This window comes from Helicobacter sp. T3_23-1059 (assembly GCF_053654515.1).
Window position 1 is genome coordinate 23,052 of the sequence record NZ_JBSIUV010000011.1, and the last position, 14,997, is coordinate 38,048.

Genomic DNA, 14,997 nt, shown 5'->3' on the forward strand with positions numbered 1-14,997 from the left:
AGATTATCAAAAAGGCGAAATTATAAGCCTATTTTGTTAATTTGTATTGAGAGTTTGTTACAAAAATGTGTAAAAAATCGAGTAAATATGTAGTTTTTGTGTAGAAAATAGAATTAAGCAATACGAAGGCATATATTTGATTTTGCAAAATCTAGCGTGTAGCTTTAGATGTTTTTTTTACCATTTATACAAGTCATACAAGCGTGCTAAATGACGCGATAAATACCACGCCAAACGCCGACTAAACTGTATAAAAAATCGCGCTAATTTTTCTTAAATCCAATAAATAATCTATTTGTTACCATTGCTACCATTTTAGTTTGCCCGTGCGATTTTCGTTTTTTAGTAGCATTCTTATATCTGCATTCCTACTTTATTTTGAGTTCTATGCTTTATTGAAAATCATTTTATAAAACAACTTTGTGCGATATTTGCGCTCGGTATTTAGCTCGGATTTTAAGTCTAGCTTGAATTTCATATCAAAAATTCTGCATACTTTAGCATTTACACTTAATTTATGGCAGGTTTTAACATACTGCGAAATGCGCTTACTTTTATCAATCGTTTTTTCCAAATCCAACACATTTTCGCCTTTTATATATCGAAGCATTCTGTCTTTAAAATGTGGCTCAAATATATCTATATTTATTTCTTGTTCTTTGATATACGCCTCAAATTCTTGTGGCGATTTTTTTCTATTTGTTGGGAATTTGGTTTTTGTAAAGTTAGAAAATTTACATTCGTCAATATTGCCACTTGCATTAGTTTGCCCATATCCTAAGCCACCTCCTCCTTTGTTTGCGACATTTACATTTACACTAGCATCAAAACCACTGCTTTGCTTATTTGATTCAAATTGTTCCTCCAAATAATTAAACTCCCACACGCTAGCACCCATACACGCTGCCATATCCTCCATTACCAAGTTTAAATGTTCAAAATAACTCTCCGCAAAATCCAACATAGGATAGTAGCATTTATCTGTGTGATACAAATCACTCCTAACCGCTATTCCTTGATAATTTCCAATAGGTGAATTTTTATCACCACTAAATAGCTCCTTGTTTTGCGTATCATCAAGGCAGATTATCTTAAAATCCTCCTTTTCTATCTCTTCCTTAAATTCCGCATATTCAGGGTCTAGCCTCATCGCATTTTGCGTTTTCTCATCTATAATCAAAACTTTTTCTTGCTCTTTTTCCATTTTTAACTCCTTATTTTTTTGTTAGCAAATAGGCGACAAATGCTACCAAAGCTATGCCACCCATTATAGCGACAAGTTTATTTTTGTTCGCACCGACTTGTTGAGTAGATTCAACTCTAGCTTCAAATTCACTTTTTAGCTCCAAAAAGTGATTGTATTCAAGCCCCATCACTTCAAGTGTTTTTTGTATAAGTTCGTCTGAAGTGTCCTTGTCCCACACGATTAGGGCGATTCGCCTCCGTCCTATATCATCGTATTCGGGGTGATACAAAGCACAAAAAAACTTTCTATTTTCAAGTTCGCAATAATATTCCCCATCAACATTCACATTTTGAGAATCTTTTAAAATCGCATTTACACATTTTTTTTGTGCTTCACCTGTGATAAGTTTGCCATTTTGTGCGGTTGTATGTTGGCGATTATTTGCTTTATTTTTGCCTTGTATAGTAGCACTTATCATTTGTCGTCCCCTTTAGCTTATGGTTAAATCATTAGAAGTTGTGATAAAGTCATATAACTCGCGCTGTTTTGTTTTACCATTAAATTGGGTTAAATCAAAAACTTGGCATTTATATTTGCCTTTGTCGCCAATTTCATTGATTAGTTTTTGTATTTGGGCTTCGCCTATATCTTTGGGGCATTTATCCCTATGTGTGCCGATAATTTTAAGCTCAAAAGATTCTCTTTGGCACATTTCTTTATGTGCTTCCAAATCAAGAACTATTTGCTTTTTGATATTGTCATCTGCGAAATAATCATTAGCCCTAAACACATAAATATATATTGCGCCTATTTGCAAATCTCTCCTTGCTCGCAGATTTTCATCATCATTATCTCTAGCCCCAGCGGTATTTATAAGGCATATCCTGTTCTCAAAAATTTCAAACTCATCTTTTTCAAGTTTGCTAGTGGCATCATGATTTTCAAATTTTCCGCCCTTAAGTATATGCCATATCGTATCTTTGCCCACGCCCGTTTCACCCGTCAAAAATATGATTTTCTTGGGTTTTGTTTTGGGCTTATTTGGTTTTTTATCATCATCGCCGAACGCATAAACTAAGCCCGCTAATGCTCCTACTCCTGCTACTACTGCGCCTGCTACCCATATTGCACCGGGTATAGCTAATGGTAATGGCATTTTTAACTCCTTTTATGTGTTTGTAATGTTCATTCTAAAATTTTTGCTAATGCCTTGTTGCTCTTGTAAGATATTGCAACATTTTGCATTTAGCTTATAAAACTCCGCCTTTGATAAAACGCTAGAAAAATACTTCTCAAACGCTTCATCTACCCTGCAAACTATGGGGCGTTTGTCATAGATTTTGCATTCATTTGTAGCTAAATCTAAATGCCTACACACCCCATCTCCGCTATGATAATCGCTTAGCTCATCAATGTGTGCTATACTCTTACAGCAAGCACCACATTTTGTGCATTCAAACGATTCTAGTTTGCCCTGTGCGTTGCTTAATGCCTTTGTTTTTTGTGCATCGCTTAACGCTTGTGTGTATTTTGCGTTTCTTAGCACTCGTGTTTTTTGTGCGTTATTTAACTCTTTTGTGTCTTGTGAGTGTTTTAACTCTCGTGTCTTTTTTGCGTTTTCTAACGCCTTTGTTTTTTGTGTCTTTTCTAACTCCATTTTCCTCTTTATCCACACCCCCTAAAATCTAAAATATAATGCAAGTATTTGCATTTGATATTAGACAAAAAAAAAAAAAAACGGATTTTAAATATGCGTGGGTTTAGTGTGGTGGTTTTTAAGGATTTTGGTAAAACCCTTTTTTGTTGCGTGATAAATTGCGCGGTAATTGCGTGATAGTTGGTAGTGGTGTGCTAAGATTTTGGATTTATACCACAAGCATAAAAAACGACAGCAAAAAGGCAGTAAATGCTACAAGTAAAGAATCTAAATGCTTTTTTTGGGGATTTTGCTCTGCAAAATATCAGCTTTAGCCTCGCAAAAAACGAGCGACTAGGCATACTAGGCGAGAGTGGCAGTGGCAAAAGCCTGCTATCCCAACTCCTGTTAGGGCTAGCTAGCCCAAGACACATAAGCGGGGAAATCCTCTTTGAAAACAAAGCGATTTTAAGCAATGCTAAACATACAAAATCTAGCGATTCTCTCTATGCGAAAGATTTGCAACTTATTCGCGGACACCAAATCGCCTATATCCCACAATCCCCCCTAAGCGCGCTAAATCCGCTTCACACCATACAAAAACAAATAGGCGAAATGTTTATCCTGCATAAAGACAAAGTAGGGAATCTATCCAAAAACGACATATCAAATCTTATCGATGAGGCATTGCATAGCGTGGGGCTAAAAAGCGAGCTAAAATCGCGCTTCCCTCATCAGCTAAGTGGCGGGCAAAGACAGCGGGCAATCATCGCAATGATGACTGTGCTTAGCCCAAAAGTGCTTATTTGTGATGAGCCTACGACTGCGCTAGATGCGAGCATTCAGCGACAGATTTTGGATTTGCTTTTGGGGCTAAAAAATGTCGCGCTTATAATGATTAGCCACGATTTGGGGGTGATTAGGTATTGCACGCAAAATCTAATCATCATAAAAGATGGGCAGATATTGCAACAAAGAAAAACAAATGAGATAATCTCTGCTACGACAAATCCACCCACAAAGATTTTGGGTATGCAAGAAAAAATCCAACAAAGCAAAGACGCAACAAAATCTAGCCAAAATCACGCCTACACACAAATGCTACTAAACGCCCTAAAACTTGAAAAAAACACATCTATCCCACAAAAAAAAGAAATCCTGCGACTAAGCAAGGTGGGAATCTGCTATGAAAAAAGGGCTTTTTTTACGCATAAAAGATTTTGGGTTTTAAGCGGGGTGGATTTGGTGCTATATCGTGGGGAATGTTTGGGGATTATAGGGGAGAGTGGCAGTGGCAAATCTAGCCTAGCACTAGGCATACTAGGGCTTATCTCACATAGCGGGGAAATCTCTATAAAGTCAAACCTTATGTCAAGCGTAGATTCAAGCGTTTTTTCAAACGACTTAGATTCTAGCGTGAAATCTATATTAGAATCTAGCGTAGTTTTGCCTCCAAAAAAGCGTGATAAATCCTTTTGCAATGCCGTGCAAATCGTCTTTCAAGACCCGCTAAATTCGCTAAATCCTAGATTTTGCGTATTTGAGATTTTGCTAGAGGCGTTGGGCGATGAAAATGCTTTGGAGGACAAAGGCGATGGCAAACAAAACAAAAAAGACGCAAAATCCCAAAAAATAGCGCGTATCTTAGGGCTACTAAAAAGCGTGGGGCTTAATGAGGAGTTTTTGTATCGCTATCCAGAGAGCCTTAGCGGTGGGCAAGCACAGCGCGTATCTATCGCTAGGGCTCTCGCAAAAAATCCTAAGATTTTATTGCTAGATGAGCCCACAAGTGCGCTAGATAAAAGCACGCAAAAAGAGGTATTGGGGCTACTTTTGGATTTGCAAAAAAAATATGGGCTAAGCTATGTGTTTATCAGCCACGATTTGAGCGTGATAAAGGCTATGTGTCATCGTGTGATAGTGCTAGCAAATAGCGCGAAGCTAGATGGCTTGCACGGGAGTAAAAATGGGGGTGAAGGCGGGGGTGAGAATGGGATAGATGGCACAAGTGTGGCAAAAAATATCGGTGGTGTGAGTGGCGTGGTGGTAGAGAGCGGGAGTGTAGATGAGGTGTTTGCCTCGCCCAAAAGTGCCTATACAAAATCCCTTTTGGAAGCGTATATTTGAGTTTAGCTAGCATTAAAGTGGGGTTTTGTCAATTTTTGTGAGATAGATTTTGCTATGTTGGTTTTTTTGTATTGATTAGGTGTTAAAAATGTCAAACTAAGGTTTTTTGCAAAAAATCGTAGATTGCCACGATTTTGCAATTTGTAACAAAGTCGCAAAATCTCGCAATGACAAAATCTTGTCATACTAAGGGCTTTAGCCCGAAGTATCTCTAAAATCTAAAAACAACAAGAGAGATATTTCGCTAACGCTCAATATGACAATCAGTAAGAGAGATATTTCGGCTTTTTCAAAACCTCAATATGACAAACCTCCCCTGTCATTGCGAGCGTTGCAACGCAACGCGTGGCAATCTATGATTTTGTCATAATTAGTTTTTTTATTTGTCATACTGAGGGCTTTAGCCCGAAGTATCTCAAATGAAAAACAAAAATAGAGATATTTCGCTACGCTCAATATGACAAAAGTGGCGTTTGTCATATTGAGCGAATGAAAAAAAGCGTGGCAATGTTTTGCAATGACGATACCCACCCCCTTAATCCCCCTCCGCAAAGGAGGGGGAAAATCTGTCATTGCGAGCGTTGCAACGCAACGCGTGGCAATCTATGGTTTTTGTCATAATTAGCTTTTTTTATTTGTCATACTGAGGTTTCACAAGAAATCGAAGTATCTCAAGCAAAAAACAACAAGAGAGATATTTCGCTAACGCTCAATATGACAAAAGTAGCGTTTGTCATATTGAGCGAGTGAAAAAAAGCGTGGCAATGTTTTGCAATGACGATACCCACCCCCTTAATCCCCCTCCGCAAAGGAGGGGGAAAATCTGTCATTGCGAGCGGATTTGTCAAATCCGCGTGGCAATCCAAGATAAATCCATCATTGCGATTTTGTTAAAAAGTCGCAAAATCGTAGCAATCTATAATCAAAAAACCACAAAAAGCGTTATTTGGCAATCTATAATTAAAAAAATCACAAATTTTTGCAAAAACATAAGTCTTATAAAAAACCACAATCAACACTAAAGCGTAAGCAAAAATGCCTCTAGGGCTTCTATCTCTTCTACGGTTAGTTTTAGCTCGCGGATAAGCGGGTCAAGTTTTGGAGCTAGGCTGTCATTGCTCGCATCATAGCCGATAGAAAATCGCTTCGTATCTGCAAAAGGAAATGCCGCATCATAAAGATGAATAAGCCCTACTAGGTTTGGCGAGATGCCATTATGCAGGTATGGTGCGCTTTTGCCGACATTTACCAAACTAGGCGTCCTAAAAGCCCCGCTATCAATGGGATTTTGGCTTACCTCATATCGCCCCAAATCCTCTAGCCCCCTCCCATAAAACGCCACACCGATATTATGAAACTTTTTATCACTCAAAATCGCTCCATAATGGCAATTCATACATTCGCCCTTGTTGCGAAAAATATCTAGCCCAAATAGCTCTTTATCGCTTAGTGCGCTATATTCGCCTTTTAAAAAACGATTAAACCTCGTATTTTGCGGGACTAAAGTGCGCTCATAAGTAGCGATTGCCTTAGTGATATTTTCTATGGTGATTAGGGCTTTTGCGCGGGCGATATTTGCCCTGCTTAGTGGCTTTGCAGGGGTTTTTGTAGTGGATTTTGGGCTAGATTTTGGGATAAAATCGGCTACCACATTTTTGCTAGCATTTTGACTAAAATCGATTTTGCTAGAATCTACTCTAGTGAGCTTATGAAATGCTTTGTTGCCAAATACCGCTTGGGCTTGGGCTTTGACTTCATCGCGCTTTAGCGGTGGGAGGTGGGATAGCTTTGAGTGGCTATCATCTGCGTTTTGTGGCATTGGTTTTTCATCTTTTGTAGTTTTTGCTTTTGTAGTTTTTGGCAGGGGGGTTTTGGATTCTTGTTTGATTTCATTAGCTAGATTTTTTACTTTAGAATCCAAATTAGAATCTAAGCTAGATTTTTGCCTAGATTCCCCGCCATCCAAATCCCGCGCATTATCTCCAAAATCCTCCCTTATATGCTCTTGCACAAATCGTTCATAATCCTCCCCTTTTGCTTCTTTGAACGCATTAGGCTCGCTTAAAGCCCACGCTTTTTGTAGCTCACTATCCCCAAAGCTAGCGACAAACAGCGCGTAATATTCGCTCGCTTCTTTGATAGATTTTTCCGCATTTTTTAGGGTATTTGCCATTTCTACGGGGTCTATCATTGGTCCTAGTGCCTGTGCTTCTAGCCCCTGCGCTCTGCCGTCCCAAAACAGCAATGGAAAAAACCCGCTCATTTCAATATTTGGCGCGTTTCTGCGCCCTTTTTGTCCATTATGCCCCATAGAGTTTGGCATTCCATCGCTATACCCTAGCTCTTTATGATGACAGCTAGCGCACGCAAACTGCCCGCTTTTAGACAATCTCGTGTCGTTAAATAGTTTCTCGCCTAGCGTTTTTTTGGCATAGGAGTATGGATTTTCTTTTGGAAAAGGCGCGGATTTTGGTAGGGGGGCAAACTCCTCCCATTCACTCTCTACGCTTTTATCTAGCGTAGGTTTTGCCCACTGCTCCACAGGCTTGGCATACGCAGCGCGATATTTGGCATAGTCTATGTTAGAGCTTTGGGCGGTGCTTTTTGCGTTTGCCTTTGCTAGCGCGACAAAGGCGACACAAATGGCGATAACAACGGCGATTATGGATTCCATAGCGTTGTGCGTGAGGGCGTCTCTAAGGCGTTTAAATGTCGTGTTTAGCATTTTTGTTGATTGTTGCATTTTCTATCCTTTTAGTGTGATTTAGTGTGATTTTGTGTAGTTGGCGTTATTTGTCATTGCAAGCCGTGCTAATGGCAAGTCGTGGCAATCTACAACCTTGTCATATTGAGGGCTTTAGCCCGAAATATCTCAAGCGCAACACAACAAGAGATATTTCGCTAACGCTCAATATGACAATGTAGTTATTTCCCGATCGCTTAGCGGAGGGGGTTAGGGGGTGGGTATCGTCATTGCGAGAAAATCCGTTAGGATTTTCGTGGCAATCTATAATGAAAAAACCACAAAAAGCGTTATTTTGAAAGTTTATACTTTATAGATTGCCACGCGCAACGAGTTGCGCTCGCAATGATAAATTGTCATTGTCATACTGAGGGAGCGGAGCGACCGAAGTATCTCAAGCAAAAAAACAACAAGAGATATTTCGCTATCGCTCAATATGACAATGTAGTTATTTCCCGATCGCTTAGCGGAGGGGGTTAGGGGGTGGGTATCGTCATTGCGAGAAAATCCGTTAGGATTTTCGTGGCAATCTATAATGAAAAAACCACAAAAAGCGTTATTTTGAAAGTTTATACTTTATAGATTGCCACGCGCAACGAGTTGCGCTCGCAATGACACATTGTCATTGTCATATTGAGGGCTTTAGCCCGAAATATCTCAAGCGCAAAACAACAAGAGAGATATTTCGGCTTTTTCAAAACCTCAATATGACAAAAGTGGCGTTTGGACTGCCACGCTTCTACCCTACGCGCAAAATCTCGCAATGACAGCGTGATATGGCAATATTAAACCAATTATGCTTCCTTTATGCCTCCTTATTGATGATTTGTGGCAAAGTATCAAATCGATTAACGCAAAATCTCTAAAATTTATACCCCACTTGCGCCCAAAACTGCCTCCCTAGCGAATATCCTAGCACATAGGCATTGCTAGGCACGCCATAGAGTAGCACGCCATCTTCCCCGCTTAGAGTTACTAGATTTTTGCTCCCTAGCACATTATAAATATCAAAATTTGCATACAAAGTCTGCCCCTTATACAAATCTATCTCAAATCCCAAACGCATATCCCAATTAAAAATATTGCCAAGTGTTTTGTCGCTAAACTGATAGCAACCGCCTGTATTTGCAGCACCACAAGTGCCACTGCTTAATTTATCTAAAATGATTCTTTGATATTTGCCACGCCAGCTAAAAAAGTTATTCCATAGCCATTTTGTGCGCCATAGATTAAATGTATGCGTGGTGTTTAGCTTTAGGGTTAGAGGTTGATTATATTTTTGGGCAGGCATAGCTTCATAAGTCGTAAAAACACCGTTATACACGATATTATCATCTAAATCATAATCCGCGCTATGGGTGTTAAAATTGCGCGAAGTGTTGTTCCAATCTAGCGCGAAAAGATAAAAATGCTTTATCCCCCAAGTATCTAGTGGAATGCTATTTTGCAGTATAAAGCTAACAATATCGCTTTTGCTTTGTCCATCGTTTCCCCACATATATGTGCTACCCCAATATTCACTTGTGCTAGCAAGCGAAGAAGTAGTGATTTGATTTTTGCCCCACCTATGAATGTATTTCAAAGTCGCGCTAAAACTCCCTAGATTTTGGGTAATAGCTCCCATTAGCTCATCATCATAAGGGACTTCTAAATCACGGATTTTATTGCCTGTTTGGACGATTCCATTGCTTATAGTTCCAAAACTAGGGCTACCGCCATTACAAGTTGGTGTAACGCCAGAGACTAGCTCATTCCACGCGTCATTTTGATTACAACGCCAATATGCCACGCGATTATTTATTGCATCAGAGTAGAATCGATATGCAAGCAAATTGCGCGAATAGTAGCGATTTGCCCCAAAAGTAAATGTGGATTGGTAGTCTTTTGGCGCGGGGGTAATGTAGCTTAGCGAAAATCTAGGGGCGATTTTGTGTTTTTTCATATAGTCATCGCCATCTAGCCTTAGCCCAAATCTAGCTTTTAGCTCGCCTCCCTCCCTATCTGCGCCTAATCGTAAGCTAGCACTATCCTCTGCAAAAAGCCCATAAGTAAAAGTATCAAAACCTGTTTTTCCTGCTTTTATGATTCCCATCGTATGATAAAACTGCGTAGTGTTTGCCGAGATAAAACCAAAGCTATCGGGCAAGCCATTCCACGAACCCGTTGTGATATTTTGTGGATTACCCCCATAAATATACATGTGAGAATCCTCTATCCTATCTCTTGTGGCGTCTGCGTAGATTAGCTCTAGCCCCGTGCGAAACTCTTGACTAAAGATTCCAAGACGAAGTGTGGAAAAAGCAAAATCTGTTTTTAGATTTAGGGTATTTTGGATTTGATTTACCGAGCCATATTGCCCCTCACTACCGTTTATCATTGTGTAATAATTCGCATCGCTTTTGCGAGAATTTTCTAAACGCGAGTAGCTTAAAGTATTGCTCCATAGCCCCATAGCTGTTTGCCATAGTGCTTTTGCGCCCGTTTGGATTCCACCTTGTCGCATTGTGTAGCGGGAGTTTTTAAAATTTGGTGTGAAGTAAGTATTGTTTTGTGGCATATATGCAAAGCTGTATTCTAAAGTAAGATTTTCTAATGGATTATAGTTTAGCTTGAAATAGTAGTTATCGCTTATGCGTTTTTGGTCTTGTTTTTGTTCGCTTGTGCCGTTGTTGTAGCTTTGAAGTGGGATAATAGAGTGCACGGTAGAATAGCTTGTGATAAGCCCTAAATTTTTAGTTATCCATCCCTCAACGCTTGCACGAATAAGATTTTTGTAAAAATTTGGTTGATAATTTTCATTTGCGCTACCTCCTAGTTCAGCTAACGCACTATTTTCTAGCTCATAATATGTTGTCATCGCGCTTGAAGTGTATTGCCACGATACATTTGCGTGCCAGCCATTTGTGATTCCTTTATCAAGTCGTGGCTTGCGGATATTTGCCTCCACCACACCCCCGCTAAACCTCCCATACGCCGCGCTTACATTGCTATCTAGCACGGTGATAGAATCTAGCAGGCTAGTATCGACATTTAGCCCTTGAGATAGTGCGCTTCTTTGTCTAGGCTGTGTATTAGAATTTGAGCCTGCGGGGTCTAAGTCGTTATTTATTTCAAACCCATCAAGTAAAAAATTGTTTTGATAGGGCAAACCTCCGCTTATGCTTACATTTGCAGGGCTTATTTCCCCGGGAGTTTTAGAGCTAGCAGAGGCATTATTGCTCGATACATTTGGCAAGACTTTAAGCGCGGAGATTATATCGCCATTTCCCGCAGGGAGCGAGTCTAGGAGTTTTCTATCTATGCTACCTGCTTGCGTGGCAAAATCCTGCTCCTTATACCCTGTGGCTACGACTTTTTCTAGCATTTTTTCTTGGATATTTTTGTAGTTTTGCGTGGAGTCTGCGCTATGGTTTTGAGTAGATTCTATCGGGGGGGGGGGGGATACAATGCTATTAGAAGTTTGATTGCCAAATGCGTTGTCAAAACTCAAGCTAAATGATATGAAATAGCATAAAAAGCGAATATAAGGGGATTTTGCGGATATTTTTTGGGGTAGATTTTGCGCTAGATTTTGGCAAGCGTTTGGATAAATATTTTCATAAGATTTTGGGCAAGATTTTGTGTGTAGCATAGCAAAACTCCTAGTTTTTGTATGATTTTGTATGTGAGAAGCAAAATCGAAATAATAGCTTATTTTTGCAAAAATATCGCCAAAAAATTAAGAATGTTATCATTCTCAAAATAAGCGCATAATGAGAATCACTCAAAAGAGCATAAACAAGGGATTTTCAACAGGATTTCTAAAAGATTGTAGAATATTTAGAGATTGATTTTGGTAGGTTTTGGCAATGGGTTTGATGATTTTTAGCAAGCATTTTTGCATAAAGCCATTTACTTTTGCTCTATTTTTTATTTGCAGGGGGATTTTGATTTGGGTTATTTATGCGTATTGTTTTGTTGATTATTTTGTGAGTTATTTTTGGGCTATTTTATGATTGCTATGCGGATTTTTATTCATTCTCAATGAGCGGGATATTGTCATATTGAGCGAAATATCTCATTTTTTGTTTTTAGATTTTAGAGATATTTCGGGCTAAAGCCCTCAATATGACAAAATAAAAAAGCTAATTATGACAAAACCATAGATTGCCACGCGGATTTTGACAAATCCGCTCGCAATGACAGATTTTCCCCCTCCTTTGCGGAGAGGGATTAAGAGGGTAGGTATCGTCATTGCAAAACATTGCCACGCTTTTTTTTCACTCACTCAATATGACAAACGCCACTTTTGTCATATTGAGCGTTAGCGAAATATCTCTCTTGTTGTTTTTAGATTTTAGAGATATTTCGGGCTAAAGCCCTCAATATGACAAAATAAAAAAAGCTAATTATGATAAAACCATAGATTGCCACGCGGATTTGACAAATCCACTCGAAATGGCAAAAAAACTTTGTCATAAACATAGATTGCCACGATTTAGATTCTATCAACGCAGAATCTAATCAAAATCTAATAGGCAAAATCAGCGCAAAATCTAAGCATAATCTAAACGGGTTCTAGGCAAAATCAGCGCAAAATCTAAACGAAGTCTAAGCAAAATCTACAATCTAACGATGACAAATGACAAATCACAGCTTATACCCGATTTGGAGATAAAAGCTAGCTCCGGGGACTATGTAGTAGTCATAGTAGCGATTGTTTGTCATATTTAGAAATTGCGCGGATAAATCGATGCCATTTCTAAAAGCATAGCCTAGTTTTGCATTGAGTGTGAATTGCTCATCATAGCTACCAAATAGCCCCCAAATGCGCGTATTTGCATCATCATAAAAAAATGCGCTTGTATAGTGCGCCCACAAAGAGCCATAGATTCCATAGTTTGGTGCGTAGTTTAGCGAGAAATTTGCGCTATGCTTGGGGATAGCGGGGAAGCTATTGCCTTTGGTGCTAGGTTTTGCGCTATTGCCTTGCGTATTGGTTAAAAACTCTGTGTTTGTCAATGTGTAGTTTGCACCGAAGTTTAGTGCGTGATATATGGGTAGCTCTAAGGTGTATTCTATGCCGTTGATTCTAGCCCTGCCCGCGTTTTCGCGCTTGTATGGACTAGAGCTAGAGCCATCGCCTGCTTGGTATATCATATCAAACATTTCTATGTTGTAAAAATATAGGCTTGTATTTATCCACTTGCTTTTATACTCTGTGCCGATTTCAAAGCTAATGGCTTGCTCGTGTTTTAGATTTGGGTTATGCGCTCTTTGCTCGCCATTTGCGCTGAAGTTAAAAAAATATTTTTCTCTCATCGTAGCCATTCTAAACCCATAGCCCACGCTTGTTTTAAACATAAGGCTTTGCGGGGATTTGGTGCTATCAGCAAAAGTGTCTAGTGGCGTGTAGTGCAGGGCTATATTTGGGCTAAATACAGGCAAGTAAGTCAAATCAAATTTTTTGTTTAGCTCGGCATTGCTAGAATTTTCTGTGTCCTCTATGTAGTTATTGAAATTTACCCAATTATCAAACCTGCCTGCGATACTAGAGCCAAATGTCCCATACTTAGCTGAATCCACCCAAGTAGAATTTAGCGCGCCATAGATAGACGCGACAAAGGCTTCCCCGCCGTATTTGTTGTAGTAGTCATTGCGCGTGCTAGAATCCCGCCAATTTGTAAGCTTTGGCGTGGTTTGGGCTATGCGGTGGTAGCGAGCTTGCGCACCTAGTGTAAATTTTTGCCTATCATAGTGAAAATCCTCATAAATCAAATCTAAATAATTATTGCTTGTGTCAATGTCTTGCCCCCTGCCTTGCCCGCTTTCAAAGGTTGGTTTTTGCGTAGCTTTAGAATCTGAATCTTGCCACTTGCTAAGTAGATTTAGACTAGAAGCCTGCACGCGCAAGACGCCATTATCAAAGCTATGGAGGTAGTTTAGGCTACCTAAGATATGTGAATAAGTCCCTAGCCCCGTCTGCCCTGCCCCGATAAATTTATTTTCGCCATTTATCAAAAAAGTAGGATTCCCGCTAGAATCTTTTAAGTAGGTTTTGTAGTTTTTGGTATCGTAGTTGTGGTTTGAAAACCTAAATGTCGCGCTTATCTCATCTCGCTCGCCTAGCTCATAGCTAGCTTTTAAGCCTATGTCATAGATATTTACTTCTCTCTCGCCATTTGTGCCAAGTATATATCGCCCCCTTTTGTCTTGCCAAAATCCGCTAACGCCGTTATTTGGTGCGCTATTAAGGTATGCGGGGGAGTTTGCATAGGATTCTGTCCGTCTAAATCCGCCGTGTATTTTTACCTTTAGCCGTTTGTCAAAAAACGCATTTCCTATGCTTAAATATGCGCTTGCCGTGTGCCTATCTGCCTCCCCATCGACAAAGGCACTTCCATAGCCTGCATTTGCTTTGATTTCTAGCTTTTTTGGCATAGAAGTGATGAAATTTATCGCGCCCCCTATCGCACCTGTGCCATATACTGCAGAGGACGCGCCTCTAGCGATTTCTACGCGCTCCACTTCGTTTAGAAAGATTTGGTTTAGGATTCTAGCCTCGCCCTCTAAATCGCTTAAAATCACGCCATCAAGCAGCACTAGCGTGCCGTAGTTGATACCTCGAATCTTTACTTTTGGGCGTGGGTTGAAGCTAGTGTTGTTATCGATATGCACGCCTGCTTGGGTAGCGATAATGTCCGTGATTTTGGTATTTGGCGCGGAGTTTATGGCTTTTGCCGTGATGATAGAGACATTTCCCGGAATCGTGGCTATATCGCTTTGGAGTGCCGTGCCTGTGGTAACGACCCTATCTAGTTCCTTTGTCTCAAAGGGCTTTTGCTGTGTGGTTTGTGTGGTGGGGGTTTTTGTCGTTGGCGTTGTCATTGTTTTTTGTGTTGTTGTTTCAGGGGCATTTGGCGGGGTAGATTCTTGCAAAATGTGTTCTTGTGGATTGGGTTCTTGCACATCGTGTTCTTGTGGGCTTGGTTCTTGTTGATTTGTGCCTTGCAAGTTTGATTGTTGTGGAGCAGATTCTTGCAAAGGTTCGTATGGCAAATCCTGCGTTTGCTGGGCAGTTTCTCGTGGATTTTGTGGAGTTTGTATGTCTTTTTCTTGTGCTAGATTTTGTGGGTTATTTATCTGGCCGTAGAGATAGCTAGCGGTTAAAATGCTTAGGATTATGGGGGTTTTTGGTATTTTGGATTTTGGGTTTTTGATGAGGTTAGGGGGGTTAGTATGGTTAGGTTTCATTTGGATTCCTTTGTAGAATTTTGTGTAGTTTTGATTAAGTTGTGCTTTTTTGCAAATGCTTGCAAATATCGC

14 protein-coding genes are annotated in these 14,997 nt (G+C 39.9%); 5 read left to right on the forward strand and 9 right to left on the reverse strand.

All coding sequences use genetic code 11. The features are described 5' to 3' along the window. Positions 1 to 385 precede the first annotated feature (385 nt). From ACWIX0_RS04670 to ACWIX0_RS04685, 4 genes are read right to left on the reverse strand one after another with little or no spacing between them, the layout of a single operon-like run. Complete coding sequence (locus tag ACWIX0_RS04670; RefSeq protein ID WP_454172367.1) at positions 386 to 1,204, reverse strand: hypothetical protein; 819 nt, start codon at positions 1,202 to 1,204, stop codon at positions 386 to 388. A 10-nt stretch (positions 1,205 to 1,214) separates the two neighbouring features. Beyond that, positions 1,215 to 1,664, reverse strand: a complete 450-nt coding sequence (locus tag ACWIX0_RS04675) for a hypothetical protein (RefSeq protein ID WP_454172368.1) — start codon at positions 1,662 to 1,664, stop codon at positions 1,215 to 1,217. A gap of 12 nt (positions 1,665 to 1,676) precedes the next feature. Next, positions 1,677 to 2,342 carry a hypothetical protein gene (locus ACWIX0_RS04680; protein WP_454172370.1) on the reverse strand — a complete coding sequence of 222 codons (666 nt, stop codon included), beginning with the start codon at positions 2,340 to 2,342 and terminating at the stop codon, positions 1,677 to 1,679. A 12-nt stretch (positions 2,343 to 2,354) separates the two neighbouring features. Then, entirely contained in the window at positions 2,355 to 2,843 is a 489-nt protein-coding gene (locus tag ACWIX0_RS04685) for a YkgJ family cysteine cluster protein (RefSeq protein ID WP_454172372.1), read from the reverse strand. A 249-nt stretch (positions 2,844 to 3,092) separates the two neighbouring features. Here ACWIX0_RS04685 and ACWIX0_RS04690 point away from each other — a divergent pair, with 249 nt between their 5' ends. Further along, positions 3,093 to 4,949, forward strand: coding sequence for an ATP-binding cassette domain-containing protein (locus ACWIX0_RS04690; RefSeq protein ID WP_454172374.1), 1,857 nt, complete (start codon positions 3,093 to 3,095; stop codon positions 4,947 to 4,949). A gap of 2 nt (positions 4,950 to 4,951) precedes the next feature. Here the strand turns inward: ACWIX0_RS04690 and ACWIX0_RS04695 are convergent, their stop codons facing one another. Next, complete coding sequence (locus ACWIX0_RS04695) at positions 4,952 to 5,134, reverse strand: hypothetical protein (RefSeq protein ID WP_454172376.1); 183 nt, start codon at positions 5,132 to 5,134, stop codon at positions 4,952 to 4,954. A gap of 112 nt (positions 5,135 to 5,246) precedes the next feature. Then, positions 5,247 to 5,522: a hypothetical protein gene (locus ACWIX0_RS04700; protein WP_454172378.1), complete on the reverse strand. Its 276-nt coding sequence runs from the start codon at positions 5,520 to 5,522 to the stop codon at positions 5,247 to 5,249. Positions 5,523 to 5,713: 191 nt separating this feature from the next. Between ACWIX0_RS04700 and ACWIX0_RS04705 the strand changes: the two genes are divergently transcribed. After that, a complete protein-coding gene (locus tag ACWIX0_RS04705) occupies positions 5,714 to 5,971 on the forward strand; it encodes a hypothetical protein (RefSeq protein ID WP_454172380.1) in 258 nt (85 codons plus the stop codon). On the opposite strand, the gene ACWIX0_RS04710 is transcribed toward ACWIX0_RS04705, so the two are convergent. Next, complete coding sequence (locus ACWIX0_RS04710) at positions 5,968 to 7,692, reverse strand: cytochrome-c peroxidase (RefSeq protein WP_454172382.1); 1,725 nt, start codon at positions 7,690 to 7,692, stop codon at positions 5,968 to 5,970. The two genes, ACWIX0_RS04705 and ACWIX0_RS04710, sit on opposite strands and share 4 nt — an antisense overlap. 26 nt (positions 7,693 to 7,718) lie before the next feature. Here ACWIX0_RS04710 and ACWIX0_RS04715 point away from each other — a divergent pair, with 26 nt between their 5' ends. The 3 genes from ACWIX0_RS04715 (at position 7,719) to ACWIX0_RS04725 (ending at position 8,459) form a co-directional block, all read left to right on the forward strand. Continuing rightward, a complete protein-coding gene (locus ACWIX0_RS04715; protein WP_454172384.1) occupies positions 7,719 to 7,874 on the forward strand; it encodes a hypothetical protein in 156 nt (51 codons plus the stop codon). A 163-nt stretch (positions 7,875 to 8,037) separates the two neighbouring features. Beyond that, positions 8,038 to 8,172 carry a hypothetical protein gene (locus tag ACWIX0_RS04720; RefSeq protein ID WP_454172386.1) on the forward strand — a complete coding sequence of 45 codons (135 nt, stop codon included), beginning with the start codon at positions 8,038 to 8,040 and terminating at the stop codon, positions 8,170 to 8,172. A gap of 131 nt (positions 8,173 to 8,303) precedes the next feature. Continuing rightward, positions 8,304 to 8,459, forward strand: coding sequence for a hypothetical protein (locus tag ACWIX0_RS04725; RefSeq protein WP_454172388.1), 156 nt, complete (start codon positions 8,304 to 8,306; stop codon positions 8,457 to 8,459). 95 nt (positions 8,460 to 8,554) lie between these two features. Here the strand turns inward: ACWIX0_RS04725 and ACWIX0_RS04730 are convergent, their stop codons facing one another. Continuing rightward, entirely contained in the window at positions 8,555 to 11,323 is a 2,769-nt protein-coding gene (locus ACWIX0_RS04730; RefSeq protein WP_454172390.1) for a TonB-dependent receptor plug domain-containing protein, read from the reverse strand. A gap of 998 nt (positions 11,324 to 12,321) precedes the next feature. Then, positions 12,322 to 14,925 carry a TonB-dependent receptor domain-containing protein gene (locus ACWIX0_RS04735; RefSeq protein ID WP_454172392.1) on the reverse strand — a complete coding sequence of 868 codons (2,604 nt, stop codon included), beginning with the start codon at positions 14,923 to 14,925 and terminating at the stop codon, positions 12,322 to 12,324. Positions 14,926 to 14,997 lie beyond the last annotated feature (72 nt).

What these genes read in the sequence shown, in the direction of transcription:
- ACWIX0_RS04710 (WP_454172382.1), bottom strand. Translation starts at nt 7,692, where the DNA reads ATGCAACAATCAACAAAAATGCTAAACACGACATTTAAACGCCTTAGA.
- ACWIX0_RS04700 (WP_454172378.1), bottom strand. Translation starts at nt 5,522, where the DNA reads ATGACAGATTTTCCCCCTCCTTTGCGGAGGGGGATTAAGGGGGTGGGT.
- ACWIX0_RS04670 (WP_454172367.1), bottom strand. Translation starts at nt 1,204, where the DNA reads ATGGAAAAAGAGCAAGAAAAAGTTTTGATTATAGATGAGAAAACGCAA.
- ACWIX0_RS04705 (WP_454172380.1), top strand. Translation starts at nt 5,714, where the DNA reads ATGTTTTGCAATGACGATACCCACCCCCTTAATCCCCCTCCGCAAAGG.
- ACWIX0_RS04680 (WP_454172370.1), bottom strand. Translation starts at nt 2,342, where the DNA reads ATGCCATTACCATTAGCTATACCCGGTGCAATATGGGTAGCAGGCGCA.
- ACWIX0_RS04735 (WP_454172392.1), bottom strand. Translation starts at nt 14,925, where the DNA reads ATGAAACCTAACCATACTAACCCCCCTAACCTCATCAAAAACCCAAAA.
- ACWIX0_RS04685 (WP_454172372.1), bottom strand. Translation starts at nt 2,843, where the DNA reads ATGGAGTTAGAAAAGACACAAAAAACAAAGGCGTTAGAAAACGCAAAA.
- ACWIX0_RS04720 (WP_454172386.1), top strand. Translation starts at nt 8,038, where the DNA reads ATGATAAATTGTCATTGTCATACTGAGGGAGCGGAGCGACCGAAGTAT.
- ACWIX0_RS04690 (WP_454172374.1), top strand. Translation starts at nt 3,093, where the DNA reads ATGCTACAAGTAAAGAATCTAAATGCTTTTTTTGGGGATTTTGCTCTG.
- ACWIX0_RS04730 (WP_454172390.1), bottom strand. Translation starts at nt 11,323, where the DNA reads ATGCTACACACAAAATCTTGCCCAAAATCTTATGAAAATATTTATCCA.
- ACWIX0_RS04675 (WP_454172368.1), bottom strand. Translation starts at nt 1,664, where the DNA reads ATGATAAGTGCTACTATACAAGGCAAAAATAAAGCAAATAATCGCCAA.
- ACWIX0_RS04695 (WP_454172376.1), bottom strand. Translation starts at nt 5,134, where the DNA reads ATGACAAGATTTTGTCATTGCGAGATTTTGCGACTTTGTTACAAATTG.
- ACWIX0_RS04725 (WP_454172388.1), top strand. Translation starts at nt 8,304, where the DNA reads ATGACACATTGTCATTGTCATATTGAGGGCTTTAGCCCGAAATATCTC.